Source organism: Agromyces flavus (assembly GCF_900104685.1).
In the GTDB taxonomy this organism is placed as follows: domain Bacteria; phylum Actinomycetota; class Actinomycetes; order Actinomycetales; family Microbacteriaceae; genus Agromyces; species Agromyces flavus.
In genome coordinates this window covers 2,416,414-2,440,708 of record NZ_LT629755.1, presented here as the reverse complement: position 1 = coordinate 2,440,708, position 24,295 = coordinate 2,416,414, and the positions used below count along the sequence as shown (strand labels likewise).

Annotated in this window: 26 protein-coding genes and 1 pseudogene; 18 read left to right on the top strand and 9 right to left on the bottom strand. The window is 68.4% G+C overall.

Annotation, left to right across the window (positions count from 1 at the left end; all coding sequences use genetic code 11):
* Window positions 1–163 precede the first annotated feature (163 nt).
* Window positions 164–724: a hypothetical protein gene (locus BLT99_RS11590; protein WP_092672522.1), complete on the top strand. Its 561-nt coding sequence runs from the start codon at window positions 164–166 to the stop codon at window positions 722–724.
* 27 nt (window positions 725–751) lie between these two features.
* On the opposite strand, the gene BLT99_RS11585 is transcribed toward BLT99_RS11590, so the two are convergent.
* On the bottom strand, window positions 752–1,573 hold the full coding sequence (locus BLT99_RS11585) for an alpha/beta fold hydrolase (protein WP_092672519.1): 822 nt from the start codon (window positions 1,571–1,573) through the stop codon (window positions 752–754).
* Between the two features lie 654 nt (window positions 1,574–2,227).
* Between BLT99_RS11585 and nrdH the strand changes: the two genes are divergently transcribed.
* The 4 genes from nrdH to nrdF all read left to right on the top strand — a co-directional run bounded on the left by nrdH (window position 2,228) and on the right by nrdF (window position 6,160).
* A complete protein-coding gene (nrdH, locus tag BLT99_RS11580) occupies window positions 2,228–2,461 on the top strand; it encodes a glutaredoxin-like protein NrdH (RefSeq protein WP_092672516.1) in 234 nt (77 codons plus the stop codon).
* A gap of 51 nt (window positions 2,462–2,512) precedes the next feature.
* The gene (gene nrdI / locus BLT99_RS11575) at window positions 2,513–2,938 is read left to right on the top strand and encodes a class Ib ribonucleoside-diphosphate reductase assembly flavoprotein NrdI (RefSeq protein WP_092672513.1); all 426 of its coding nucleotides are present in this window, start codon (window positions 2,513–2,515) and stop codon (window positions 2,936–2,938) included.
* Between the two features lie 35 nt (window positions 2,939–2,973).
* Window positions 2,974–5,079 carry a class 1b ribonucleoside-diphosphate reductase subunit alpha gene (nrdE, locus tag BLT99_RS11570; protein ID WP_229724429.1) on the top strand — a complete coding sequence of 702 codons (2,106 nt, stop codon included), beginning with the start codon at window positions 2,974–2,976 and terminating at the stop codon, window positions 5,077–5,079.
* Between the two features lie 61 nt (window positions 5,080–5,140).
* On the top strand, window positions 5,141–6,160 hold the full coding sequence (gene nrdF / locus BLT99_RS11565; RefSeq protein ID WP_092672510.1) for a class 1b ribonucleoside-diphosphate reductase subunit beta: 1,020 nt from the start codon (window positions 5,141–5,143) through the stop codon (window positions 6,158–6,160).
* 162 nt (window positions 6,161–6,322) lie between these two features.
* Here nrdF and BLT99_RS11560 read toward each other — a convergent pair whose 3' ends face one another.
* Complete coding sequence (locus BLT99_RS11560; RefSeq protein WP_092672507.1) at window positions 6,323–6,808, bottom strand: SRPBCC family protein; 486 nt, start codon at window positions 6,806–6,808, stop codon at window positions 6,323–6,325.
* On the bottom strand, window positions 6,805–7,161 hold the full coding sequence (locus BLT99_RS11555; protein WP_092672504.1) for an ArsR/SmtB family transcription factor: 357 nt from the start codon (window positions 7,159–7,161) through the stop codon (window positions 6,805–6,807). Before BLT99_RS11555 ends, BLT99_RS11560 begins: the two co-directional genes overlap by 4 nt.
* A 281-nt stretch (window positions 7,162–7,442) precedes the next feature.
* Between BLT99_RS11555 and gnd the strand changes: the two genes are divergently transcribed.
* On the top strand, window positions 7,443–8,495 hold the full coding sequence (gene gnd / locus BLT99_RS11550) for a phosphogluconate dehydrogenase (NAD(+)-dependent, decarboxylating) (RefSeq protein ID WP_092672501.1): 1,053 nt from the start codon (window positions 7,443–7,445) through the stop codon (window positions 8,493–8,495).
* 75 nt (window positions 8,496–8,570) lie between these two features.
* Here gnd and BLT99_RS17775 read toward each other — a convergent pair whose 3' ends face one another.
* Window positions 8,571–8,798, bottom strand: coding sequence for a hypothetical protein (locus BLT99_RS17775; RefSeq protein ID WP_172802974.1), 228 nt, complete (start codon window positions 8,796–8,798; stop codon window positions 8,571–8,573).
* 86 nt (window positions 8,799–8,884) lie between these two features.
* Between BLT99_RS17775 and BLT99_RS11545 the strand changes: the two are divergent.
* From BLT99_RS11545 to BLT99_RS11535, 3 genes and pseudogenes are all read left to right on the top strand, one after another.
* A pseudogene (locus BLT99_RS11545) lies at window positions 8,885–9,750 on the top strand (AraC family transcriptional regulator).
* Between the two features lie 68 nt (window positions 9,751–9,818).
* Window positions 9,819–10,019 carry a hypothetical protein gene (locus BLT99_RS11540; protein WP_092672498.1) on the top strand — a complete coding sequence of 67 codons (201 nt, stop codon included), beginning with the start codon at window positions 9,819–9,821 and terminating at the stop codon, window positions 10,017–10,019.
* Entirely contained in the window at window positions 10,016–10,450 is a 435-nt protein-coding gene (locus tag BLT99_RS11535) for a DUF488 domain-containing protein (protein ID WP_092672495.1), read from the top strand. Before BLT99_RS11540 ends, BLT99_RS11535 begins: the two co-directional genes overlap by 4 nt.
* A gap of 79 nt (window positions 10,451–10,529) precedes the next feature.
* Here BLT99_RS11535 and BLT99_RS11530 read toward each other — a convergent pair whose 3' ends face one another.
* On the bottom strand, window positions 10,530–11,189 hold the full coding sequence (locus BLT99_RS11530) for a GntR family transcriptional regulator (protein ID WP_092672492.1): 660 nt from the start codon (window positions 11,187–11,189) through the stop codon (window positions 10,530–10,532).
* Window positions 11,190–11,342: 153 nt separating this feature from the next.
* Between BLT99_RS11530 and BLT99_RS11525 the strand changes: the two genes are divergently transcribed.
* Window positions 11,343–12,044: an alpha/beta fold hydrolase gene (locus BLT99_RS11525; RefSeq protein ID WP_092672489.1), complete on the top strand. Its 702-nt coding sequence runs from the start codon at window positions 11,343–11,345 to the stop codon at window positions 12,042–12,044.
* Window positions 12,045–12,137: 93 nt separating this feature from the next.
* On the opposite strand, the gene BLT99_RS11520 is transcribed toward BLT99_RS11525, so the two are convergent.
* Together BLT99_RS11520 and BLT99_RS11515 are read right to left on the bottom strand one after the other, a co-directional pair.
* Window positions 12,138–13,160 carry an LLM class flavin-dependent oxidoreductase gene (locus BLT99_RS11520; RefSeq protein ID WP_092672486.1) on the bottom strand — a complete coding sequence of 341 codons (1,023 nt, stop codon included), beginning with the start codon at window positions 13,158–13,160 and terminating at the stop codon, window positions 12,138–12,140.
* 72 nt (window positions 13,161–13,232) lie between these two features.
* Complete coding sequence (locus tag BLT99_RS11515; protein ID WP_092672483.1) at window positions 13,233–14,348, bottom strand: substrate-binding domain-containing protein; 1,116 nt, start codon at window positions 14,346–14,348, stop codon at window positions 13,233–13,235.
* A 225-nt stretch (window positions 14,349–14,573) separates the two neighbouring features.
* Between BLT99_RS11515 and BLT99_RS17655 the strand changes: the two genes are divergently transcribed.
* A complete protein-coding gene (locus BLT99_RS17655; RefSeq protein ID WP_133988426.1) occupies window positions 14,574–15,212 on the top strand; it encodes a hypothetical protein in 639 nt (212 codons plus the stop codon).
* Window positions 15,213–15,236: 24 nt separating this feature from the next.
* Here the strand turns inward: BLT99_RS17655 and BLT99_RS18065 are convergent, their stop codons facing one another.
* The gene (locus BLT99_RS18065; RefSeq protein ID WP_229724350.1) at window positions 15,237–15,500 is read right to left on the bottom strand and encodes a hypothetical protein; all 264 of its coding nucleotides are present in this window, start codon (window positions 15,498–15,500) and stop codon (window positions 15,237–15,239) included.
* Between BLT99_RS18065 and BLT99_RS11505 the strand changes: the two genes are divergently transcribed.
* The 7 genes from BLT99_RS11505 to BLT99_RS11475 are packed head-to-tail and all read left to right on the top strand — an operon-like array spanning window position 15,487 to window position 23,558.
* Window positions 15,487–16,671, top strand: coding sequence for an ABC transporter substrate-binding protein (locus BLT99_RS11505; protein WP_229724349.1), 1,185 nt, complete (start codon window positions 15,487–15,489; stop codon window positions 16,669–16,671). The two genes, BLT99_RS18065 and BLT99_RS11505, sit on opposite strands and share 14 nt — an antisense overlap.
* Before the next feature lie 8 nt (window positions 16,672–16,679).
* Entirely contained in the window at window positions 16,680–17,696 is a 1,017-nt protein-coding gene (locus BLT99_RS11500) for a carbohydrate ABC transporter permease (RefSeq protein WP_092672477.1), read from the top strand.
* A complete protein-coding gene (locus BLT99_RS11495; RefSeq protein WP_092672474.1) occupies window positions 17,693–18,619 on the top strand; it encodes a carbohydrate ABC transporter permease in 927 nt (308 codons plus the stop codon). The genes BLT99_RS11500 and BLT99_RS11495 overlap by 4 nt, the downstream gene beginning before the upstream one ends.
* Window positions 18,616–20,367: an amylo-alpha-1,6-glucosidase gene (locus tag BLT99_RS11490; protein ID WP_133988428.1), complete on the top strand. Its 1,752-nt coding sequence runs from the start codon at window positions 18,616–18,618 to the stop codon at window positions 20,365–20,367. Before BLT99_RS11495 ends, BLT99_RS11490 begins: the two co-directional genes overlap by 4 nt.
* Before the next feature lie 55 nt (window positions 20,368–20,422).
* Window positions 20,423–21,727, top strand: a complete 1,305-nt coding sequence (locus BLT99_RS11485; protein ID WP_092672469.1) for an ABC transporter substrate-binding protein — start codon at window positions 20,423–20,425, stop codon at window positions 21,725–21,727.
* Window positions 21,728–21,729: 2 nt separating this feature from the next.
* A complete protein-coding gene (locus tag BLT99_RS11480; RefSeq protein ID WP_092672466.1) occupies window positions 21,730–22,653 on the top strand; it encodes a carbohydrate ABC transporter permease in 924 nt (307 codons plus the stop codon).
* Window positions 22,650–23,558, top strand: a complete 909-nt coding sequence (locus tag BLT99_RS11475; RefSeq protein WP_092672463.1) for a carbohydrate ABC transporter permease — start codon at window positions 22,650–22,652, stop codon at window positions 23,556–23,558. Before BLT99_RS11480 ends, BLT99_RS11475 begins: the two co-directional genes overlap by 4 nt.
* 10 nt (window positions 23,559–23,568) lie before the next feature.
* Here the strand turns inward: BLT99_RS11475 and BLT99_RS11470 are convergent, their stop codons facing one another.
* Window positions 23,569–24,225, bottom strand: coding sequence for a GntR family transcriptional regulator (locus tag BLT99_RS11470; RefSeq protein ID WP_092672460.1), 657 nt, complete (start codon window positions 24,223–24,225; stop codon window positions 23,569–23,571).
* Window positions 24,226–24,295: the final 70 nt, after the last annotated feature.

The following is a 24,295-nucleotide window of genomic DNA, read 5'->3' as shown; positions in this document are numbered from 1 at the left end:
ACCCCGGTGTCGCCCGTCACGCGTCCGTCCTCCGCGCGACCTTCGCCCGGCTTCCGTGCGTCGCGCGTGCGGCCATCCGCTCACCGACCGCCCAGGCGCTCAAGCGATTGCTCGAGACGCAGCCCGCCGAGTGAGCCGAGCGGGAGGCCAATACGATCGTCGAGTGAACTCCACCCGAGACCTGACCGAGTCCCTCATCGCCGAACTCGAGCCGCACCTCGCGGACACGGCGTACACGATCAGCCGCACCGAGCGCGGGTTCGAGGTCCTGCTCGACCTCGCAGACGCGAAGTGGTGGATGCCCCTCAGCCGCAACGGACTCGAGCAGACCTTCGCCTACCAGGTCGCCGTCGACGAGGCCGCGCGAAACTACAGCGTGAACGACGTGAGCCGCACCATCGAGTGGAAGGTCGGCGTGGGCGGTCAAGAGATGATCCCGTCGTTCGGGGCCGGAGTGTCGAGACGGTCGGGCTCGATCACCACGTACCAGCGGAAGATCGAGATCGGGATCTCGGACCGGGGTGCGGTGGAGCCCGTCGTCGACATCGCGTTCGACTCCGCCGCCGTGAAGAAGAAGATCCACGAGGCGGCTTCGCGCCTCGGCCTGAACAGGACCCTGAGTCGCGACCAGCGGATCGGCCTGTGGTTCGGAATCGGCGGGCTTGGGATCGCCGCCGCGACCGTGCTGATGATCGTCGTCGTCGAGGTGTTCGTCCGGCCGTAGGGCGGTTGGGCCCCGTGCGCGAGCGAGTCAGCGCTCGACGTGCGCGTCGAGGAACTCCGCGATGGTCTCAGCCATCTGCTCGGGCTGCCACTGGTGCTGGGCGGCCGGGATGGCGCGGCGCTCGGCGTTCGGCAGGGCGGCGGCGATCGCGTCGGCCGAGGGTCCCATCGCGTCGAGCGTCTCCTCGCCGACGAGCACGAGCGTGGGCGCCTGGATGCCGCCGAGCAGTTCGGAATGCGGTGCCGACTGCGACCAGGCGAGAGACTCGGCATCCGCCTCGAGGCTCGGCCCGATGCGCACCATGATCGGCCACGACGGGCTCGACTTCGCCTGCTCGAGCCACTCGGGCGGCATGTCCTTCATGAAGTACTCGACGACCGCGTCGGGGTCGTCGCCGGCGATGCGATCGCGCAGGCCGGCGAGGAACTCCTCGCCCTCGGAGCCGCCCTCGCGGTCGAGCGGCACCTCGAACATGACCAGCGCGCTCACGGGCAGCCCGCCCGCGGCGGCCGCGAGCGCGATCGCGCCGCCCGACGAATTGCCGAACAGCGCGACGCCCTGGGGCGCATCGCCCGTGCGCTCGAGCTCGGTGACGATGGCGTAGAGGTCGGCGATGCTGTCGGCCAGGGTCATGCTGCCCTCGTGCGTGCTCTCGCCGCGCCCCCGCCGGTCGTAGTTGATCACCGAGTAGCCGCGCCCGGCGAGCAGCTTCGCGAGCTGCTTCGTGGTCGGGTCGAACGCGCGGAACTGGAACGCGCCGCCGATGAGGATGACGGGCGGGCCGTCACCCTCCCGGTCGTAGGCGATCGACGTGCCGTCGCGCGAGATCACGGTGTGGGACGGGGCCATGCGGTCCTCCTTCGCAGGTCCGGGCTGCGGGGGTTCGGTCCGCGGGCCACGCTACCGGGGTGCGCGTCGATCCGACAGGGCTTTCCCACCTCCGTGCCTGCGCCTCCGCGCTCCCACGCGCCCGCGCGCCCGCGCCACGCGGCGTCGCGACATCCGCTCAAGTGAGGTTTGTGGGCCTGAGGCACGCAGGCGAACCGCCTTCGGCCCAGAAACCTCGCTTGTGCGACCGCGACGGGGCGAGAGCGAGCGGATGTCGCGTTGCCGCCGCGACGCGCCGTGGCATCTGCCGCTCGAATGTCGGTGGGTGGTGCGAGCATGAATGCGGACAACACCACATGTTGGGGTCGGCGGGCCATGAAGGCCCAGATATCGGGATGGCGCGACACGCCGCGACACGCCCGGCATCTGTTCACAGGCAGAATCCGCTCGAACGAGCGGGCCTGTGGAGAACCGGCAGCGGAACCGCGGAAATCCGCCGGTCACGGGGTCTTCGGGCTGGGGATGGACGGTGGAGAACGCGGTGGAAAACTACACGGATGTAACTACATCATCTTGTGGTCGTGCATTTGCTCAGCCACTAGATGTAGTATTGAAGGACACCAGCAACACCGGGGGAGACGGCTCCTTCAGGGGCCAGAGACGAGGGGTTTCGACATGACGGTCACGGTCTACACCAAGCCTTCCTGCGTGCAGTGCAACGCGACGTATCGAGCCCTCGACAGCAAGGGCATCGACTACGAGGTGCTCGACCTCTCACAGGACGAGCAGGCGCTCGCCGCCGTCAAGGAGCTCGGCTACCTGCAGGCCCCGGTCGTCATCACCGACGAGGACCACTGGTCGGGCTTCCGCCCCGACAAGATCGACGAGCTGGCGAGCCGGCTCGCGTAACGGCTCCCGGGAGCAGCGACCGGGGGTCGTGATGCGGAACCTGGAGCAGCAATGACGAACCTCATCTACTTCTCGAGCGTCTCGGGCTACACCGCCCGGTTCGTCGAGAAGCTCGGCCGGCCGGCAGAGCGCATCCCGCTGCATGCGAAGGATGCCCCGCTCGTCGCCGACGAGCCCTACGTGCTGATCGTGCCGACCTATGGCGGCGGCGACGGTCATGGCGCGGTGCCCAAGCAGGTCATCAGGTTCCTGAACGACCCGCGCAACCGCGCCCTCATCCGCGGCGTCATCGCCGCGGGCAACACCAACTTCGGAACGGCCTACGGCCTCGCCGGCGACATCATCGCCGCGAAGTGCCACGTGCCGCACCTGTATCGCTTCGAACTGTTCGGAACACCAGACGACGTTCGCGCCGTCGACGAGGGATTGGACGCATTTTGGTCAACGCAGCAGCATCCGGCCGCGACAGTGGCGTGAGCGTCATCGACGCACCGCGCACGAGCAACGCGGGAATGGACTACCACGCGCTCAACGCGATGCTGAACCTGTACGGCGCCGACGGAAAGATCCAGTTCGAGAAAGACCGTGAGGCGGCGCGCGAGTACTTCCTGCAGCACGTCAACCAGAACACGGTCTTCTTCCACTCCCTCAAGGAGCGCCTCGACTACCTCGTCGAAAAGGAGTACTACGAGCCCGAGGTGCTCGAGCAGTACTCGTTCGAGTTCATCCAGAAGCTCAACGACCTGGCGTACTCGAAGAAGTTCCGCTTCGAGACCTTCCTCGGCGCGTTCAAGTACTACACGAGCTACACGCTGAAGACGTTCGACGGCAAGCGGTACCTCGAGCGCTTCGAAGACCGCGTCGTGATGACCGCGCTCGGCCTCGCCGGCGGCGACGAGCAGCTCGCGATCGACCTCGTCGAAGAGATCATCGCCGGCCGCTTCCAGCCCGCGACGCCCACGTTCCTCAACACGGGCAAGGCGCAGCGCGGCGAGCTCGTCTCGTGCTTCCTGCTCCGCATCGAAGACAACATGGAGTCCATCTCCCGCGGCATCAACTCGTCGCTGCAGCTGTCGAAGCGCGGCGGCGGCGTGGCCCTGCTGCTCAGCAACATCCGCGAGTCGGGTGCACCGATCAAGCAGATCGAGAACCAGTCGAGCGGCATCATCCCCGTCATGAAGCTGCTCGAGGACTCGTTCAGCTACGCCAACCAGCTCGGCGCACGCCAGGGCGCGGGCGCGGTGTACCTGTCGGCGCACCACCCCGACATCATGCGATTCCTCGACACCAAGCGCGAGAACGCCGACGAGAAGATCCGCATCAAGACGCTCTCGCTCGGTGTCGTCATCCCCGACATCACATTCGAGCTCGCGAAGAACAACGAGGACATGTACCTGTTCTCGCCGTACGACGTCGAGCGCGTCTACGGCAAGCCGTTCGGCGACGTGCCGATCAGCGAGCACTACCGCGAGATGGTCGACGACCCGCGCATCAAGAAGACCAAGATCAACGCGCGCGAGTTCTTCCAGACGATCGCCGAGATCCAGTTCGAGTCGGGTTACCCGTACATCGTGTTCGAGGACACGGTGAACAAGGCCAACCCGATCAAGGGCCGGATCAACATGTCGAACCTGTGCTCCGAGATCCTGCAGGTCAACACGCCCACGACCTACAACGAAGACCTCAGCTACGCCCAGATCGGCAAGGACATCTCCTGCAACCTGGGCTCGCTGAACATCGCGCTGGCGATGGACTCGCCCGACTTCGGCAAGACGGTCGAGACCGCCATCCGGGGCCTGACCGCCGTGTCGAACATGTCGCACATCTCGTCGGTGCGTTCGGTCGAAGACGGCAACGACAAGTCGCACGCCATCGGGCTCGGGCAGATGAACCTGCACGGCTACCTCGCCCGTGAGCGCATCTTCTACGGCAGCGAAGAGGGCATCGACTTCACGAACATCTACTTCTACACGGTGCTGTTCCACGCGCTGCGGGCGTCGAACCAGATCGCGATCGAGCGGGGTGAGACGTTCGACGGGTTCGCCGAGTCGAAGTACGCCTCAGGCGAGTTCTTCGACAAGTACACGGATGCCGCGTGGGTGCCGCAGACCCCGCGGGTCATCGAGCTCTTCGCCGACGCCGGCGTGCACATCCCCACGCAGCACGACTGGCAGGAGCTGAAGGCCTCCATCCGGGAGCACGGCATCTACAACCAGAACCTCCAGGCGGTGCCGCCCACCGGCTCGATCTCGTACATCAACAACGCGACGTCGTCGATCCACCCGATCGCGGCGAAGATCGAGATCCGCAAGGAAGGCAAGCTCGGCCGCGTCTACTACCCGGCGCCGTTCATGACGAACGACAACCTCGAGTACTACGAGGACGCGTACGAGATCGGCTACGAGAAGGTCATCGACACGTACGCCGCGGCGACGCAGCACGTCGACCAGGGCCTGTCGCTCACGCTGTTCTTCAAGGACACCGCGACGACCCGCGACATCAACAAGGCCCAGATCTACGCGTGGAAGAAGGGCATCAAGACCATCTACTACATCCGGCTGCGGCAGCAGGCCCTCGAGGGCACCGAGCTGGACATGTGCGTCAGCTGCACGCTGTAGTGAGTAATCCTCACGTTTGATGACCCGTCCGCTTCGCGACATCCGCCTCTAAGGAACTGACATGACCCTCACCGACCCGGTCAACGCGGCCGCCAACGACCCCGCCCACCACGGCAAGGTGAAGCTGGTCGACCACGTCAACGCGATCAACTGGAACCGCATCCAGGACGACAAGGACCTCGAGGTCTGGAACCGCCTGGTCGGCAACTTCTGGCTGCCCGAGAAGGTGCCGCTGTCGAACGACATCCAGTCGTGGAACACGCTAACGCCCGAGGAGCAGCAGCTCACGATGCGGGTGTTCACGGGCCTGACGCTGCTCGACACCATCCAGGGCACGGTCGGCGCGGTCTCGCTCATCCCCGACGCGATCACCCCGCACGAAGAGGCGGTGTACACGAACATCGCGTTCATGGAGTCGGTGCACGCGAAGAGCTACTCGTCGATCTTCTCAACGCTGTGCTCGACGAAGGACATCGACGACGCCTTCCGCTGGTCGGTCGAGAACGAGAACCTGCAGAAGAAGGCCGCGATCGTCATGGAGTACTACCAGGGCGACTCCCCGCTGAAGCGCAAGGTGGCTTCGACGCTGCTCGAGAGCTTCCTGTTCTACTCGGGCTTCTACCTGCCGATGCACTGGTCGTCGCGCGCGAAGCTGACGAACACGGCTGATCTCATTCGCCTGATCATCCGCGACGAGGCCGTGCACGGCTACTACATCGGCTACAAGTTCCAGAAGGGCCTCGAGCGGGTGGATGACGCGACCCGCGACGAGATCAAGGACTACACGTTCTCGCTGCTCTACGAGCTCTACGACAACGAGGCCCAGTACACGCAGGACCTCTACGACGGCGTCGGCCTCACCGAAGACGTGAAGAAGTTCCTGCACTACAACGCCAACAAGGCCCTCATGAACCTCGGCTACGAGCCGATGTTCCCGAAGACCGTCACCGACGTGAACCCCGCCATCCTCGCGGCCCTCTCACCGAACGCCGACGAGAACCACGACTTCTTCTCGGGTTCCGGCTCGTCGTACGTGATCGGCAAGGCGGTCGTGACCGAGGACGAGGACTGGGACTTCTGATCCACCGGGGACGAGAGTCCGGGTGTGCTCGGACAGCACAAGAGGGCGGATGTTTCGGCATCCGCCCTCTTGCGTATCCAACTGCACCAGGTTCTCGCGGTGAAGCCAGACGATCGCGGCGGTGGCGACCCGCCGGTGCGGCCCTGGTTGACGCTGGAGGGCTCAAAGACTGCGGAGGTACGCCTCGATGCGGTCGAACGCGCCGACCCAGGCCTGAGAGGCGAAGAAGTCGCGGATCTCGGGCGTCGGGAAGCCCGACTGCACGAGGCTCATGAGCGTGCCGCCCTTGACGGGCTCGAACGTGACAACGATGTGCGTGGTCATGGTCTCGCCGCTCGGGTCGCTGCCCGTCGACTCGGTCACGAGCCGGTGCGGACGGTCGATCTCGAGGAAGACCTGCTCCTCGCGGAAGAGCGTGTCGCGGTCGGGTCCCCACACGGCGACCTGCCGGCCGCCGACGCGCAGGTCGACCTCGATCTCGACGACGCCCGGCTCCTCGTCGAGGATCGAGAACCAGATCTTCTGCTTCTCGGCGTCGGTGTAGGCGTCGAAGACCTCGTCCGGCGTCGCGGGGAGCGTGCGCGAGGCGCGCAGCTCGAGGGTCTCGGTGGTGGTGTCGGCGGCGGTGCCGCCCGCGTGCTCGGTCATGATGCATCCTTGTCGGTGTCGTTCCGCGTGCCGTCGCGGAGGGTGAAGTAGGCCTCGAGACCGTCGAGACGGCGCTCCCAGAGGCGCTGGTAGAACGAGATCCACGCCATGGCGTCGTCCAATCGCTCGGCGCCCAGCCGGCATTGCCGGGTGCGTCCGACCTTCTCGGTGGTGGCGAGCCCCGCGTCGACGAGCACGTCGACGTGCTTGCGGATGCCGGTGAGGGTCATCCCCGCGGACTCGGCCAGTTCGCTGATCGTGGCCGGCCCGTCGCCGAGTCGCACCAGGATGTCGCGCCGGGTGGTGTCGGCGAGGGCGGCGAACGCCCGGTCGAGCACCTCATGTTGAACCATGTGGTTCAGTGTAAAACACTGAACCGAAAAGTTCAATATCATTTTCTCGCGGCTGCCGCGCGCGGGCGTGTTGCCAGGTCGTATGCGGGCTTCCACACGCCGGCGATATGCGGCGCGTCGTCGTACGGGCGCCGCACGGCTGTCGACGGGCGACGTCGGTGCCGCCCGGGAAGAGGCCCTGGCCGTCGACTGTCGCAACCCCGTGCGCTTGGACCGCAGCCCTTCCTAGACTCCGTGTGAACCGCGCCGCCGGCGCGACGCCATCAGATGGGGAGCTCGTAATGCAGCTGGGAATGGTGGGACTGGGCCGGATGGGCGCCAACATCGTGCGGCGACTGATGCGCGACGGCCACGAGTGCGTGGTGTTCGACGTGAATCCGGATGCCGTCGCGGCCCTGGTCGCGGAGGGCGCCACGGGTGCCGACAGCATCGAGGACCTGGCGGCGAAGCTGGATGCGCCCCGTGCCGTCTGGCTCATGGTGCCGGCCGGGATCACCGGACAACTGGTCGACCAGGTCGCCGCGACGTTAGAGGCCGGCGACACGATCATCGATGGAGGCAACTCGAACTACCGCGATGACGTCCGGCGTGCGGCGAAGCTCAAGCCCCGAGGCATCCATTACGTCGACGCAGGCACGAGCGGCGGCGTCTTCGGGCTCGAACGCGGGTACTGCCTCATGATCGGCGGGCCCGACGAGGCGTTCACACGTCTGGAGCCGATTTTCCGCACCATCGCGCCCGGCGAGGGCACCATCGAGCGGACCCCCGGCCGCACTGGTGACTACGCGCCGGAGGAGCTCGGCTACCTGCATTGCGGGCCCTCAGGCGCCGGCCACTTCGTGAAGATGGTGCACAACGGCATCGAGTACGGCATCATGGCGGCGCTCGCCGAGGGCATGAACATCCTCGAGAACGCGGATGCCGGTACTCGCGAGGCGGAGCACTCCGCCGAGGTCGCACCCCTCGAAGAGCCCGAGTTCTACCAGTTCACCATCGACACGCCCAAGGTCACCGAGCTGTGGCGCCGCGGGTCGGTGATCTCCTCTTGGCTGCTCGACCTCACCGCCGCCGCTCTGCAGGAGAATCCGGCGCTCGATGGCCTGGCGGGCCGCGTGTCGGACTCGGGTGAGGGGCGGTGGACGGTGAAGGCTGCGGTCGACATCGGCGTGCCTGCCCCAGTGCTCGCGGCATCCCTCTTCGAACGATTTGCGTCGCGCGACGAGGACGAGTACGCCAACCAACTACTGTCGGCCATGCGCCTGCAGTTCGGCGGCCACCGGGAGCTGCCCGCCGGCGACGTGCTCGAGGCGGGCACCCGCAAGGCCGACGCGTAGGCGAGCCCGGCCGCGGGGTCGACAGTCGCCGACCCCCATGCCTCCTCACGGCAAGGAGATGGCCGCGATGGGACGTCACGCATCGGCGAGTAGCGGATCGTGTACGTCGCGTCGGCTGAGCAGATCAGCGGATGGCGCGCGGACGCCGGCGCGGCGCCATCCGCTGTCGCCGTCTTGCCGATCACGGCGGTCGCGCCGGGACTGCCGGTCGAGGAGCTGGTGGCCGAGGTGCAGCGGCTCATCGAGCGTGCCGGCGGGTCCCGATAGCCGCTGCTGCAGGATGGTGTCCAGCGTTCCCCCCATCGCCGGACCGGATCCGACTCGATCGGACCGCGATTGTCGGGTGGGCATCGGAACCGATGCGCAGGCTGGATGTCGAAGGGGGTTCCGTGATCGCAGCACTGAACCGGCTCGTCGAGTTCGTCGAGCAGCACCTCGCCGACGAGATCGACCTCGCCGAACTGGCGAGCGACCTCGGCACGACGGAGTACCACCTGCGACGGATGTTCTCGTCGCTCGCGGGCATGCCGCTGTCGGAGTACATCCGGCGCCGGCGCATGACCGTCGCCGCGGCCGACGTGCTCGCGGGTCGGGACCTGCTGGGTACCGCGGTGCGATTCGGGTACGGCTCGACCGAGGCGTTCACTCGCGCGTTCCGAGCGGTGCACGGTGTCGTGCCAAGCGACGTTCGGCGAGACGGCGGGCCCCTTCGCACGCAATCGCAGCTCAGGTTCCGCTTGACCGTTGAAGGGAACACCACGATGGACACTCGCATCACCGATCGACCCGCCTTCCTTCTCGTCGGCCACGCCTGGCGTGTGCCGCTCATTCACCAGGGGCCGAACCCGCACATCCAGGCGCACCTCGCCTCGTTGCCGCCCGAGGAGCACCAGCGCCTGAAGGCGTTGGGCGACACCGAACCAGCCGGACTGCTGCAGGTGAGCGCCGACGTCGACCCCGACTACGCCCAGGGGAGTGAGCTGACGTACCTGCACGGGGTCGCAGTCGCGTCGGATGCCTCGGTGCCGGAGGATCTCGACGTGATCGAGGTGCCGGATGGCGCGTGGGCGGTGTTCCGGTCGTCGGGGGCGTACCCGGACGAGCTGCAGGCGACGTGGGCGGCGACGGCCGCGGACTGGTTCCCGTCGAATCCGTGGCGACCGCGGCCGGGACCGTCGATGGTCGCGGTGCTGGAGCGGACCGAGGCCTTCAGTACGGCACGACGGAGCTGTGGTTGCCGGTCGAGCGTGAGTGAGCCGTGACGGGTTGCGAAAGCGCGTTCAGACCGTGCCGTCGCCGCGGGCACGCGCCAAGCTTGGACGCATGACGATCTCCGAGGCCGACGTCGTCCACTTGCACGGGGCGGCCGGGTTCGCACGCGCCACTCTGGGCGTACGCTTCATCCCGCCCTGCGTCGGAACTCTCGACCGGGTTCAGCGATTCGTCAAGGCCGATCGCGCTGCGCGCCGCATTCGGGAACAGCAGATCGGGTGCGCCGCCCTGGAAAGGGTCGTCGCCTCGTGAAGCTGTTCACGATCGGGTTCACGAAGAAGTCCGCGGCGCAGTTCTTCGGCCTGCTTCGTGGCAATGGCGCGACGACGCTCGTCGACACCCGCCTGAACAACGTCTCGCAACTCGCCGGCTTCACGAAGCGCGACGACCTGCAGTTCTTCGCGAGCGAGCTGTGCGACATGTCCTACCGTCACGAGCTCCGCCTGGCGCCGAGTGACGAACTCCTGGCTGCGTACAAGAAGGGCAGGATGCCCTGGGAGACGTATGCGGGAGCGTACCTCGAGCTCATCCGAGTGCGTCGCGTCGAAGCAACGCTCCGGCCCGAGGAGTTCGACAACGCCGTTCTGCTCTGCTCCGAGCCGACACCGGACCACTGCCACCGCCGACTGGCTGCCGAGTACCTCGCGGCTGCCTGGGGCGGCGTCGAGGTCGTCCACCTGTGATCTCCCGCGGCAAGTGGCCTGCTGCCGGTAGTCAGCGTCGGTCAGGTCGCGGTCGACCTGGCCCTATTCGGCCGGGTCGTCAGCCCGAGCCAGTGGTGCCCTCTGCCGGCAGGCTGTGCCAGATCTCGAAGGTGAGCTCCGATGCCCGCTCGGCGTCGGCGCTCTCCAGGAGATGGATCAGCCGTTCATGCCGTTCGACCGCCGCCTGCCCGTCCGTTGCGAAGCGTTCGCGTTCTGCTCGACGCACGACAGGGCCGAACTGGTCGAGTACCGACTCGATGGCGCGGTTCCCGAGGATGGACACCGGAATCGCGTGCAGCTCCTCGTCGGCGTCGAGCGCGGCGGCGGTCTCGCCAGCGCTCACGGCCCGTGCGAAGCGGTCGTTCGCTTCACGCATCCGCGCCACCTCGGCCCCGGACAGGTTGCCCGCCATCTCTCGAGCAACCAGGACGTGCATGGCGGCGACCACGTCGCGAGCGTCCTTGACGGCCTTCGGGTCGATGGTGCTGACCGTCGTCGAACGTCCGGGCACGGCGACCACGAGCCCGCTCGCGCCGAGACGAAGGAGTGCTTCGCGAACCGGGGTCCGGCTGACGCCGAGCCACTCCGCCAGGTCCGCATCCTTCAGCTGCTCCCCGGGCAAGAACGTGCCGTCGACGATCGAGTCCCGCAGTCGGCGGTAGACATCGTCGCGGAGCAGGGACCGGTCAACACCGGGGAGGCTGCGGGGGATGGGCATGCAATATATTGCCCACACTCGAGCCCACGGATGCTAGTCGACTCGCCGCGCTTCGATGCCGTGGCAACCGACATGCAATATATTGCACATCGCCGGTGTTACATCACATGACCGCAATCCACCGGCCGAACGGCCGCTACGGAAGGAAGAGACATGAACACCGCACACGACATCACCAACGTCGTCCTCGTGCACGGGGCGTTCGCCGATGGATCCGGATGGCGCCGCGTCCACGACCTGCTGACCGCGCGTGGTTACCGGGTCTCGATCGTGCAGAATCCGCTCACCTCGCTCGAGGCCGACGTAGCGGCCACCAAGCGGGTGCTCGACCTCCAGGATGGGCCGACGATCCTCGTCGCCCACTCGTGGGGCGGCACGGTCATCACCGAGGCGGGCGTCCACCCCAACGTCGCCGGACTGGTGTACGTCTCCGCCCTGGCGCCCGACGCCGGCGAGACGACCGCCCAGCAGTACGAGGGTTTCGCACCCACGCCCGAGTTCGTCATCGACGTCGGCGACGACGGGTACGGCTACCTCAATCGCGACGCCTTCCAGGCCGGATTCGGCGCCGACCTCAGCGACGCCGACGCGGCCTTCCTCGCTGAGAGCCAAGTCCCCATCGACATGAGCGTGTTCGGCACTCCGGTGACCGTGGCCGCGTGGCGGGAGAGGCCGAGCTGGGCCGTCATCGCGACCGAGGACAAGGCGTTCGACCAGGCCATGCTGCAGCACATGGCCACGCGCATCGGCGCCGACATCACCAACGTCCCGGGCAGCCACGCGCTGTTCATCAGCCAGGCCGAGGCGGTCGCCGACGTCATCGCCACAGCGGCTGAGCGCAGCGCGACGCGCTGACGTCGTCGCCGAGCTCCGGGGTCGGTCCGCTCACAGGAAGGGAGCCGACCCCGGTCGACGGAGAGCTCGGTCTCTCAGTGGGTCGAGCGCCGCCTACCGCCACCCCAGCGCCGGCGCGACGTGGGTCAGGATCGACTCGAGGACGTGAGCGTTGTAGTCGACACCCAACTGGTTGGGCACGGTGAGCAGCAGGGTGTCGGCGGCGGCGATGGCCTCGTCTTCACGCAACTGTTCGATGAGCACGTCGGGTTCGGCGGCGTAGCTGCGGCCGAAGACGGCGCGGAAGTCGTCGATCACGCCGAACTGGTCGGAGCGGTCGCCGCCGCCGATGAAGTACCGCCGGTCCATGTCGTTCACGATGGCGAAGATCGACCGGCTCACCGAGACGCGCGGCTCGCGCTCGTGCCCGGCCTCGGCCCAGGCTGCGCGGAACGCCTCGATCTGCTTGCGCTGCTGCACGTGGAAGGGCTCGCCCGACTCATCCTCCTTGAGCGTCGAACTCATGAGGTTCATGCCCTGCTCGGCCGCCCACACGGCCGTCGCGTCGGAGCCGGCGCCCCACCAGATGCGGTCGCGCAGGCCCGGGGACTGCGGCTGGATGCCGAGCGGCCCCAGGTGGGGGTTCGGGAACATCGGACGCGGGTTCGGCTCGGCGAACCGCGCTCCATCGATGACCTTCAGGAACACCGTGGTGTTGTTGCGGGCGACATCCGCCATCGTCGAACCCTCTGGCGCCTCGTAGCCGAAGTAGCGGGAGCCGTCGATCACCGACTCGGGTGATCCGCGCGAGACGCCGAGCTGCAGGCGGCCGCCGGCGATGAGGTCGGCGGCGGCGGCATCCTCGGCCATGTACATCGGGTTCTCGTAGCGCATGTCGATCACGCCCGTGCCGAGCTCGATGCGACTCGTCTTGGCGCCCGCCGCCGCGAGCAGGGGGAACGGGCTCGCGAGCTGGTTCGCGTAGTGGTGCACGCGGAAGTAGGCGCCGTCTGCGCCGACCTCCTCGGCCGCGACCGCCAGGTCGATCGACTGCAGCAGCACGTCGGACGCCGATCGGGTCTGCGAGCCGGGCGAGTTCGACCAGTGACCGAACGAAAGGAAACCGATGCGCTTCATACAAAGCTCCAACGCTGAGCGCCGTGCGGCATTCCGGCGGCGGCGCCGGGTGCTCAGTGCGGCGGACGGCCGTCACATCGGATCGTGTGTTCCGCAGCTGTCGCGCAGGATGAGCTCGGAACGAAGCGTCGTGCGCCGCCGGGTCGGCTTCTTGCCGTCGATCAGGTCGGACAGGAGGCGCATTGCGCGATGGCCGATCTCGTACGCCGGGACTTCGACCACGGTGAGCGGTGGGTCGACGAGTTCAGCCATCGGCGTGTCGTTGTACCCGACGACCGCGAGATCGTCCGGGACCCGCAGTCCACGCGACCTTGCTTCGGACACGGCTCCGAGTGCAAGGGGTGAGCCGGACGCGAAGACCGCGGACGGTGGATCGGGGAGCTCGAGCAAGCGCGCGAGACCGACCCGGCCCGCCTCGATGGTGAACTCGGGTACTTCGGACACGAGTGCCGGGGACCGGTCGGCGCCGGCCTCTTCGATGGCTCGTCGGTATCCGGCGTGGACCTCGCCGACGGTCGGCCAGTTCAACGGAGCAGTGAGGAGGCCGATCCGGTCGTGTCCGTGTTCGGCCAGGTGACGCGTGGCGGAATATCCCGCGCCCTCCCCGTCGAAGAGCAGGCTGTATCCCTTGCGGTCGGGCTGGTCGACGTGCACGATCGGCAGCCGACTGAGGTCCTCGTCGAGTTGGTCGGGCATCCGGCCGACCGAGACGGCGATGATGCCGTCGACGCCGCGCGCAATCAGACGCCGGGTCATGGTGTCGGCAAGACGCGGTGAATCGCGGGCGTCTGCAATGAGCACCAACGCCCCCCGGTCACTTGCGACATCCTGAATTCCCTTGAGCAGCGGGAGGTAGAAGGCATTGAGACCGGCGATGAGCACGGCGATCGTGTTGACACCGAAGGTGAGGGCGCCGCTCGCCGGGCCGCCGGTGGATGTGGCCAGCACGACGGACCCGACGCCGTGTCTGGTCTGCAGCAACCCGTCTGCCTCGAGCCGGGCATAGGCGGCGCGGACCGTGTTGACGTTGACGCCCAACTCACCCGCGAGAGACCGGACGGAGGGAAGGAGATCACCCGGCGTGTACTCGCCGTCCGCGATCTGCAGCGCGATGCGAGTGGCGATCTGCGTCGCGAGGCTCAGGCCGGAACGCGGGTCGAGCTCGAAGGTTGACAGGTCGTCCTCCAAGTCGTGCGTCGCAACTGTATTAGTGATATATAACAGTATATCTCTACGCTCGTGACGGCAATCTCTCGAGAGCGTACGCCGTCATTGCCGGGCCGCTCGGCGAATCCGCGGTCGCCCCGGAGCATGCGAGGTCGATAGCGGGAGGATGTCATGAACGGCAGCAGGACTCACGCGGGAGAACGAGGACGCCAGCTTCGCGCATCCGTTCCCGCCCGAGGGAGGGGCGTGCGGTGGCCGATCGGTCTGGTAGCGGCCACGGTGGTGATGGCGGCAGCTGCGGGATGCACGCCCGTGGCCTCCGATCCGGTCCCCGACCTCACCAGCCCGAGTCCCGAGCCGGCTGAGTCGGCGTCGCCAGCGGATCTGGCTGCGGCGGAAGCAGTGGCAGCGGCGTTCGCCGCCCACGACGTTGGAACCGCCACCCAGTACATTGCGCCAGATCGGGAGCTGTGGGACGGCTGGATTCGGCACTGGGAACGCGACGCCGCCTGGGGCGTCGAGGTGCTGATGGAGCCGTGCGTCGTCGTGCCCCCCACATCCTGGGCGACGGAGTTCAGTTGCCCGTTCGATATGAACGCGAATTGGTCTCGTGAGGTCGGATCGGGCCCGTTCACCGACAACGCGCTGACGGTTCGCGTCGCCGACGGGAAGGTCCTCTCGGCGCACCGGGAGATCCCGTACGACACCAACGGCTTCGGGGAACATCTCGGCGCGGTCTGGACGTGGCTCGAGGCCACTCACCCCGACGACCTGGCGTTCCTCGGGTCGGACGAACTGGCGGTCAACGAGGACCAGTGGCCCGGGTGGCTCGAGCTCTGGACGCAGCGCATAGCCGAGTACGTCGAGGCGAACACGGCGCGCTGAGCGTCCAGCTGCCTGCCGAGCGACTCAAGGTGCGACCGCGTTCTGAGGCACGCGCTCGACCAGCTCCTGCACCCGGGCTTGACCTTCCTGCGTTCTGTATACAAAATACTGAGTGCCGGATGTGCCGGCGAACGACCAACGACGGAAGAGGTGGGGCGCGATGCGCCGTGCGAACTCAATGACGAGGCGTCTGCTCGCGGCCGGCGCGATCAGCGTGATGACGATCGGCCTGGCGGCGTGCAGCGGAGGCGGCGGCGCATCCGATGAGAACACCGTGGTCTGGTCCACGTGGGGGACCCCCGAGGAGCTCACGCGCTTCGAGGAGTTCAACGAGGACTTCATGGAGCGCCATCCCGACATCAAGGTCGAGCTGCAGCCGGTCGCCAGCTATGGCGACTACCACTCCAAGCTCCTCGCGCAGCTCACGAGCGGCACCGCGCCCGACGTCTTCTACATCGGCGACGACATGCTCGGCCAGTTCGTGGATGCCGACGTGCTCCTGCCGCTGCGCGACCTGATGGAGTCGGACGAGAGCCAGACGCAGCCCGACGACTTCTTCCCCGGCCTGTTCGGGGTCGCCGAGCGCGACGGCGAGTACTACGCCGCCCCCAACGACTCCAACCCCGACGTGCTCTGGTACGACAAGAGCGCGCTCGCTGCCGCCGGCATCACCGAGGACCCGGCCACGCTCGCCGAGCAGGGCGAATGGACCACGGAGAAGTACCTCGAGATGAACCACAAGCTCGCCGACGCCGGGCTCATCGGCTCGATGTTCTGGAACTACTGGGCGACGCACTACAGCTGGATCTCGGCGCAGGGCGGCACCGCCTATGACGACTCCGGCGCGTTCGTCGGCAACACCGACCCCGCCACGGTCGACGCCGTCACCACGCTCGGTGACGAGTTCCAGGACGGCACCTTCGTCGTCGCCGACACGATGCCCGAGGGCGCTGGCGCAGACAGCGTCTTCGTCACCCACGGCGCCGGGTTCTTCGTGCAGGGCCGCTACACGATCGGCACCGTGACGAGCGCGGGCGTCGAGGACGACTACGACATCGTCCGCTGGCCCACGCCCGACGGCGCCGAGGCGCCCACTGGCGTGGCCGCGTCGTACCTGGCGATCAACGGCCGCACCGACGCGAAGGATGCCGCGTTCACCTTCTGGACCGAATTCCTCTCGGCCGAGGGCCAGACCTTCCGTCTCCAGGGCGGCGGCAACGCGGTGCCCTCCATCGCCGGTGCCGACGACGTCGTGCTCGAGGACGGCTACCCGGCCCACGCGCAGAGCTTCCTCGACATGCGCGACATCGGCTTCGCGAACCACCCGACCGAGGCACGCGTGCCCGGCTTGTCGGGCGACATCAGCGAGCTGTTCCTCGCGCTCTACGAGGGCAAGGCCGACGCGCAGGCGACGCTCGACGCCGTCGCCGACCTCGTCGCCGAGAAGTCGGGGGAGTGAGTCGACCCATGGCGATCACGACGGGCGGCGCGACCGGGACCCCGGTCGCGCCGCCCGCGACCGCAACACCGCCCGCACCTCGCGCAACGAGCCGGGTGCGCGAGCCGCGCCCGGGCGCGACGGGCCCGCGCCGCGAGGCCGCCTGGCGCCGCCGCGACCGCCGCTGGGGCTACGTCTTCGTCGCGCCGCAGCTCGTCGGCATGGCGCTGTTCGTGCTGCTGCCGTTCGTGGCGAGCCTCGTGCTCGCGTTCGCGTCGTGGAACGGCCTCACCGAGCTCGAATGGGTCGGCTTCGAGAACTTCACGGCCCAGCTGCAGGACGAGCTGCTCCTGCGGTCGATCGTGAACACCCTGCTCATCGCGGTCATAACGGTGCCCGTCGGCCTCGGCCTCGCGGTCGTGATCGCCGTGGCACTCGAGCGGCTGCGCACGCGCACCCTCTACCTCATCCTCTTCTTCGCCCCGGTCGTCACGAGCACCGTCGCCGTGGCCATGATCTGGCAGCAGCTCTTCCGCGCCGACGGCGTGCTCAGCACCACGATCGCGAACGTGTTCGGCGTCGCCCCGCCCGACTGGCTCAACGACCCGAGCCTCGCGCTCCTCGCGGTCTGCATCGTGTCGATCTGGTCGTCGCTCGGCCTGAACGTGATCATCTTCCTCGCCGGACTGCAGAACATCTCGCCGTCGGTGATCGAGGCCGCGCGCATCGACGGCGCCGGCGCGTGGCGGCTCTTCCGCAACATCCGCCTGCCCCTGCTCTCGCCGATCGTGTTCTTCTCGTCGATCGTCGCGTTCATCTCGTCACTGCAGACGTTCGACACGGTGTTCGTGCTCACCGCGAACGCCGGCCCCGACAACGCGACCCGCACGATCGTCTACCACATCTACGACCTGGGCTTCGGGCGGTTCGAGTTCGGACCCTCCAGCGCCGCCTCCGTGATCCTGCTGCTGCTGACCCTCGTCATCACCGCGATCCAGTTCGGCGCACAGAAGAAGTTCGTGCACTACGAGGACGACGCCGCATGACCGCCGCAGACCTGACCCAGCCGCTCGTCGGCGATCCCGACCTCGAGCGCCGCGACCGCGGCCGGGCCGCACCTCGCCCCGGACGGCCCCGCAGCCGCCGCACCCTCGGCAGCGTATTCATCCACGCAGCGCTCATCGTCGCGGGCCTCGCGATGGTCTTCCCGTTCGTCTGGATGCTGCTGACCTCGTTCAAGACGCTCCCGCAGCTGTTGCAGGACCCGCTGAGCTTCTGGCCCGACCCGTGGACGCTCGACAAGTACGTCGACGCGTGGAACGCCGTGCCGTTCGGACAGGCGTACCTCAACAGCATCTACATCTGCGTCCTGGCGGTCGTCGGCTCCCTGCTCACCGCGTCGATGGCGGGGTACGCGTTCGCCAGGATCCGGTTCCGCGGCAGCCGCGTGCTCTTCATCGTGTTCCTGGCGACGCAGATGATCCCGAAGCAGGTCACACTCATCCCGTTCTACCTGCTGATGGCGAAGTTCGGATGGGTCGACTCCCACCTCTCGCTGATCGTGCCGGCGATGCTCGTGAACCCGTTCGCGGTGTTCCTGATGCGCCAGTTCGTGCTCAGCCTCCCCAAGGAGCTCGAGGAGGCGGCGCTCGTCGACGGGGCCGGCCGCTGGCGCATCTTCTGGAGCATCATCCTGCCGAACCTCAAGCCCGGTCTCGGCGCGCTCAGCATCATCGTCGCGCTCGACGTGTGGAACAGCTTCCTGTTCCCGCTCGTACTGCTGAACTCGCCCGACCTGTTCACGGTCCCGCTGCTCCTCGCCAGCTTCCGCGGCCAGTTCGGCTCGGTCGACTACGGGCTCGTCATGGCGGCGTCGGCGCTCGCCACGATCCCCATGCTCGTGGCGTTCGTGATCGGGCAGCGTCGCATCCTGAACAGCATGGCCGCGTCGGGGCTGGGCGGCCGATGAGCGTCATGCCGGTGTCGACGCGGCGCGTCGTGGGGCGAGCGGATGCCGCATCCGCCGCCGCACGCGCGGGCGCGCACCTCGACCTCGTGCGGGCGCCCTTCACGCTGCCGCGTTCGCGCATCCTCATGCTGCGCGACGGCGATCGGCTGCGCGTGCACACGTCGGAGTACGAGCGATCGCTGTCCGAGTGCGTCGCACTGGAGGCGCTCGAGGTGTGCGACGCCGGCGGCGTGCCGATGCCGATCACGCGGGTGCTGCCGCACGTGATCGAGTTCGGCGACGGCGTCACGCTCACGTTCGCCGGCGCGTCGGCGTGGTCCGTCGGCCTGCGGCGGGGCGGCGACGCTCTCGTGCGATGGACGCGGAGGTCCGGCGACGAGGCGGAGGAGATCCGGATCGGCGAGCCGCACGCGGCATCCGTCGTCTTCCGGCTCGACCGGTCGCGCAATCTCGAGGTCGCACCGTCGGAGGACCACGGCGAGCACCTCGAGGCGACTCGGCGGGTGTGGCTCGACTGGTTCGCGAGCTGCCCGGTCGTGCGACCCGACCTGCAGGACATGGCCGCGTTCTGCTGGTGGGTGCTGGGGGCCAACACCGTCGAGCTGCCGCACCTCGGCGACGCGCGCGCCGTCGTCCCGTCGAAGATCGGCTACGTCGGCCTCTGGCAGTGGGACGCCTACTTCATCGCCGTCGGCCTGCGCCATGGCCACCCCGAGCTCGCGCGCGAGCAACTCGACGTCGCCCTGCGCTTCCCGACCGCGGACGGGCAGCTACCCGACGTGATGCACGAGGAGGGGATCCTCGCGAGCAGCGACGACCTGCCCGCCGCCGACCGCGAGACGCTGCGTCGCGCCGGCTCCGCCGTCGCGGATCCGGCGGCCCCGGTGCCGCTCACCAAGCCGCCGCTCGCCGCGTGGGCGCTCCGGAAAGTGCTCGAGGCCGACAGCGCCGAGGACGTGAGCGGCGTCGACGACGACTGGGCACGCCGCATGATCGGCACCATCCGCCGCTCGCAGGACTGGTGGTTCGCCCACTCCGACCTCGACAGCGACGGCCTGCCCGAGTACGGACACCCCTATTCGTCGGGCCTCGACGACAGCCCCGTGTTCGACGGTCCGCTGCCGACGACGACGCCCGACCTCGCTGCCTACCTTGTGCGCCAGGACCTCGAGCTCGCCGAGCTCGTCGAGCAATGGAGCGCCGAGCCCGAGCCGGCCGCGGGACGCGCGGACGCGGCATCCGCTCATCGTGAGCGCGCGACCCGCACGCTCGAGCGCCTGCTCACCCTGTGGGACGAGCCGAGAGGCCGATTCCGGTCGCTCGCCGCAGGCCGGCCCGTCGACAGCGACACCATCGTCGGCCTCATGCCGCTGATGACCGGCGGACTGCCCGAGGCGATCGTCGACCGCCTCGTCGCCGCGCTCGACGACCCGCTCCGGTTCGCGACGCCCTGGCCCATCCCGACGGTGGCCGTCGGCGACCCCGATCACGCACCCCAGCGGATGTGGCGCGGCCCCGTGTGGGTGAACACCAATGCGCTGGTCGCGGACGGCCTCGAGCGATCGGGCCACGCGGACCGCGCACGCACGCTCGCCGAACGCACCGTCGAGCTCGTCAGGCACGCCGGCGGTCCCCACGAGTACTTCGACCCGAACACCGGCGAGCGCGCCGCGGGCGCCACGACGGCGTTCGGATGGTCCGCCGCCCTGTTCATCGACCTCGCGGTCGCGCTGTCGCACGGCGACTGAGCGATCGCATGGCGCCGGCATCCGCCGGCGCATCCCCCACCGACGAAGGAGTCCCATGAAACGCCTCAGCCTGCTCGCCCCCGTCGCCGCGCTCGCCCTGCTCTCGGGCTGTGCGATGGGCGGCACGGGTGCGGCCGCACCGGTCGAGCTCGACCCCGACGCGACGCCGAGCGGCGAGATCACGGTGTGGTCGTGGGATGTCGCGGCGACCGCGCTCTCGCGCCTCGCCGACGAGTTCGAGGCCGAGCACCCCGGCACGTCGATCGACGTCGTCGACGTCGGCTACGACAACGCCTACGACAAGCTGTCCGTCGGCCTGCAGGCGGGAAGCGGTCTGCCCGACGTGGTCACCATCGAGACCGATCGGGCGCCGGGCTACATCGCCGAGTTCCCGGCCGGGCTCGTCGACCTCACGCCGGTCTTCGCCGAGCACGAGGCCGAGTTCGACCCGTTCAAGTGGTCGGCGCACAGCGACGACGACGGCGCGCTGAAGGTCGTGCCGTGGGACTCGGGCACGGTCGCCCTGTTCTACCGCGCCGACTACTTCGAGGCGGCCGGGGTCGACCCCGCCGACGTCGAGACGTGGAGCGACCTCGTCGAGGCGGGCGAGCGGATCAAGGCCGAGACCGGCCACACCCTGCTCTCGCTCGACGTCGCCACGGGTGCCGGGTTCCAGATGCTGCTCCAGCAGCAGGGCCAGGGGCTCTTCGACGAGAACGGCGACATCACCGTTTCCTCGCCCGAGGCGGTCGAGGCCCTCACCCTCCTGCAGACGTTGAACGAGCGCGGGCTGCTGAAGAACGTGAAGGGATGGGACGGCCGCGTCACCTCGGCGAAGAACGGCGATTCCGCCGTCACGCCCGAGGCGGTCTGGTGGATCGGCACACTGCTCGGGGACGCACCCGAACTGGCCGGGACCTACGGCGTCACCGAGCTGCCGGCCTTCGAGGAGGGCGGCGCGCGCACCTCGAACTCGGGCGGCTCCGGACTCGCCATCCCGGCGCAGGCGGAGAACCCCGACCTGGCCGCCTCGTTCATCGAGTACGCGCTCGCCGACGCCGACCGACAGGTCTCGATGATGGCCGAGGAGGGGCTGTTCCCCTCCTACCTGCCCGCGCTCGACGACGAGTACTTCTCGGCGCCACAGGACTACTTCGGCGGCCAGCCGGTCTATGAGCTCTTCGCCGAGCAGACGTCGCAGATCCCGAGCATCCCGTTCACGACCGACAACGCCGAGGCGAGCGACATCGTGGCGAACGCCGTCGTCGCCGCCGTGCTGAACGGCGCCGACCCGGCGACCGTGCTGCAGGATGCCGCGGAGCAGATCGCCACGGCGACCGGCCGCGAGATCGCCGAGTAGCCATGGCCGCCACCTCCCTCGCGCTGCGCGGGCGAGGCGGGGCCGAGACGACACGCCGTCGGGCGCTGGGGCGCAGGCTCCAGCGCCCGGGGGCGTGGTTCGCGCTTCCGGCCGCGCTGCTGCTCGTCGTCTTCTTCGCCTACCCGCTGGCGACCTCGCTCTGGCAGAGCTTCCACGCGACATCCGGCGGGGTCACGACCTGGGTCGGCCTCGACCAGTACGCCCGGCTGCTCGAGGACCCGCTCGTCGCCAAGAGCATGCTGAACGCCGGCCTGATCCTCGTGGTCCAGGTGCCGCTCATGATCGGCCTCGCGGTGGGGCTCGCCTACCTCCTGAACCAGGCGTGGCTGCGGTTCAAGGGGGGATTCCGGCTGCTGGTGTTCCTTCCCGCGGTCACCACACTGGTCGCCTACGCGGTCGTGTTCCGGGTGATGCTCGCCACCGACGGCGGCGCGATCAACCAGCTCATCGGCCTGGTCGGCATCGCGCCGGTCGACTGGCTCAATAACGAGTGGTGGGCCCGGGTCGCGCTCATCGCGGCGATCACCTGGCGCTGGACGGGCTACAACATGGTGATCATCCTCGCCGGACTCCAGTCCATCCCCGGCGAGCTCTACGAGGCCGCGCGGATCGACGGCGCCGGGCGATGGCAGACGTTCACCAGGGTCGTGCTGCCGCAGCTGCGCCCCGTCCTGATCTTCACGACGGTGACCTCGACGATCGGCGCGCTCCAGCTCTTCGACGAGAACTGGATCCTCACCGAGGGCGGCCCGAACGACGCGACCCTCACACCGGTGCTCTACCTCTACAAGGTCGGCTTCCGGCAGTTCGACTTCGGCTACGCCTCGGCGATCGCGTGGCTGCTCGTCGGGATCACCGCCGTCATCGCGTTCGTCCAGTTCCGGCTCATGAGGGAGAAGCCATGACCGTCGTCTCGACCCGTCCGACCGCGCGAGCGGCGCTCGCCCCGTCCGCGCCACCGCGGCCAACGGCCGCCCCGCGATCACGCCTGCGCCGCGCGCTGCTCCGCTCGCCCGTCTACCTCGCGCTCGCCGTGGCCGCCGCCGTCTCGGTGCTCCCGTTCGCCTGGATGGTCGTGGCCTCGACGCACACCACGTCCGAGCTCTTCGCCACGCCCCTGCCGGTGCTGCCGGGCGGCGAGCTGTGGACGAACCTCGCCCGCCTCGAGGAGTCGGTGCAGTTCGGCCGCGTGATGCTGAACAGCGCGCTCATCGCCGTGATCTACACGGTGTTCAGCTCGATCGTGAGCGTCATGTGCGGCTACGGGCTCGCGACCTACCGGTTCCGGGGCCGCGGCGTGCTGCTCGGCGTCGTGCTCGTGACGATGATGATCCCGATGCAGGTGCTGCTCGTGCCGCTGTTCCAGATGATGGCGAGCGCCGGATGGATCGACAGCTACCAGGCCGTGATCCTGCCGTTCCTCGCCAACGCGTTCGGCATCTTCCTCATGCGGCAGGCGTTCCTGGACTTCCCGGTCTCGCTCGTCGAGGCCGCCCGCATCGACGGCGCCGACGAGCTCCGCACGTTCTACCGGATCGTGCTGCCGGTCGCACGCCCGCAGGTCGCGGCCCTGATCATCTACACGTTCATCAGCCAATGGAACGCGTTCATCTGGCCGCTGCTCATGCTGAACACCGAGTCGAACTACACGGTGCCCGTGGCCCTCAACACGATGATCGGGCTTTCGCGCGTCGATTACTCGGGGCTCATGCTCGGGTCGCTGCTCGCGACGCTCCCGCTCATGCTGCTGTTCCTGGTCTTCCAGCGGCAGTTCGTGGCGGGGCTGCTCGGCGGAGCCGTGAAGGGGTGAGATGAGCCGGTCAGGCGCTGAAGTACGCGCTCGAGGCGTTCTCGACGATGCGGCGCATGCCGTTCATCCAGTTCGCCTTGAGGGCGACGGATGCCGCGGCCACGTCGCCCTTCGCGAGATGCCGGGCGATCTCGGCGTGCTCGGCCGCGACGCGCTCGATCATGACGTCGTTGGGCACGAGCAGCGACTCGTACCGGTGGAAGGCGCCGCGCGTGCTCTCGATGACCTCGAGCAGGCGTCGGTTCGGACAGGCCGAGAGCATGATCGCGTGCCACTCGTCGTCCTTGGTGACGACGAGGGCGTGCTCGACGACCTCCTGCTGGAAGTCGGCACTCAGTTCCTCGAGCCGGCGGCCGATCGACCTCAGCTCGTCGCGGGGGCTCAGCTCGAGCGCGAGGGACTCGAGCGCGGCCATCACCGGCGCGAGTTCCTCGAACTCCGTCGCGGAGAGCGGGACGAACCGGAAGCCCTTCCCGTTCTCGCTGGTGATCTGCCCCTCGCTCTCGAGTGCGATGAGCGCCTCGCGGAGGGGGGTCCGGCTGACGCCGAGCTCGGCGGCGAGCTGCACCTCGTTGATGCCCTCGCCCGGGCTGACCTGCCCGGCCCGCATCCGGGCGAGCAGCTCGTCGCGCACTTGGGAACGCAGGTTCTTGCGTTCGATCGCCATCCAATCCTCCAGCCGGTCGGGCCGACGCCGTAAGCCTAGGGCTTGACCCCCGGCGACTTGCGCCATAGCG

Excerpts from the sequence above, each read along its gene's own strand:
- BLT99_RS11585 (WP_092672519.1), bottom strand. The coding sequence starts at position 1,573 with ATGGCCCCGTCCCACACCGTGATCTCGCGCGACGGCACGTCGATCGCC.
- nrdH (WP_092672516.1), top strand. The coding sequence starts at position 2,228 with ATGACGGTCACGGTCTACACCAAGCCTTCCTGCGTGCAGTGCAACGCG.
- nrdI (WP_092672513.1), top strand. The coding sequence starts at position 2,513 with ATGACGAACCTCATCTACTTCTCGAGCGTCTCGGGCTACACCGCCCGG.
- nrdE (WP_229724429.1), top strand. The coding sequence starts at position 2,974 with ATGGACTACCACGCGCTCAACGCGATGCTGAACCTGTACGGCGCCGAC.
- nrdF (WP_092672510.1), top strand. The coding sequence starts at position 5,141 with ATGACCCTCACCGACCCGGTCAACGCGGCCGCCAACGACCCCGCCCAC.
- BLT99_RS11560 (WP_092672507.1), bottom strand. The coding sequence starts at position 6,808 with ATGACCGAGCACGCGGGCGGCACCGCCGCCGACACCACCACCGAGACC.
- BLT99_RS11555 (WP_092672504.1), bottom strand. The coding sequence starts at position 7,161 with ATGGTTCAACATGAGGTGCTCGACCGGGCGTTCGCCGCCCTCGCCGAC.
- gnd (WP_092672501.1), top strand. The coding sequence starts at position 7,443 with ATGCAGCTGGGAATGGTGGGACTGGGCCGGATGGGCGCCAACATCGTG.
- BLT99_RS17775 (WP_172802974.1), bottom strand. The coding sequence starts at position 8,798 with ATGGGGGGAACGCTGGACACCATCCTGCAGCAGCGGCTATCGGGACCC.
- BLT99_RS11540 (WP_092672498.1), top strand. The coding sequence starts at position 9,819 with ATGACGATCTCCGAGGCCGACGTCGTCCACTTGCACGGGGCGGCCGGG.
- BLT99_RS11530 (WP_092672492.1), bottom strand. The coding sequence starts at position 11,189 with ATGCCCATCCCCCGCAGCCTCCCCGGTGTTGACCGGTCCCTGCTCCGC.
- BLT99_RS11525 (WP_092672489.1), top strand. The coding sequence starts at position 11,343 with ATGAACACCGCACACGACATCACCAACGTCGTCCTCGTGCACGGGGCG.
- BLT99_RS11520 (WP_092672486.1), bottom strand. The coding sequence starts at position 13,160 with ATGAAGCGCATCGGTTTCCTTTCGTTCGGTCACTGGTCGAACTCGCCC.
- BLT99_RS11500 (WP_092672477.1), top strand. The coding sequence starts at position 16,680 with ATGGCGATCACGACGGGCGGCGCGACCGGGACCCCGGTCGCGCCGCCC.
- BLT99_RS11495 (WP_092672474.1), top strand. The coding sequence starts at position 17,693 with ATGACCGCCGCAGACCTGACCCAGCCGCTCGTCGGCGATCCCGACCTC.
- BLT99_RS11490 (WP_133988428.1), top strand. The coding sequence starts at position 18,616 with ATGAGCGTCATGCCGGTGTCGACGCGGCGCGTCGTGGGGCGAGCGGAT.
- BLT99_RS11485 (WP_092672469.1), top strand. The coding sequence starts at position 20,423 with ATGAAACGCCTCAGCCTGCTCGCCCCCGTCGCCGCGCTCGCCCTGCTC.
- BLT99_RS11480 (WP_092672466.1), top strand. The coding sequence starts at position 21,730 with ATGGCCGCCACCTCCCTCGCGCTGCGCGGGCGAGGCGGGGCCGAGACG.
- BLT99_RS11475 (WP_092672463.1), top strand. The coding sequence starts at position 22,650 with ATGACCGTCGTCTCGACCCGTCCGACCGCGCGAGCGGCGCTCGCCCCG.
- BLT99_RS11470 (WP_092672460.1), bottom strand. The coding sequence starts at position 24,225 with ATGGCGATCGAACGCAAGAACCTGCGTTCCCAAGTGCGCGACGAGCTG.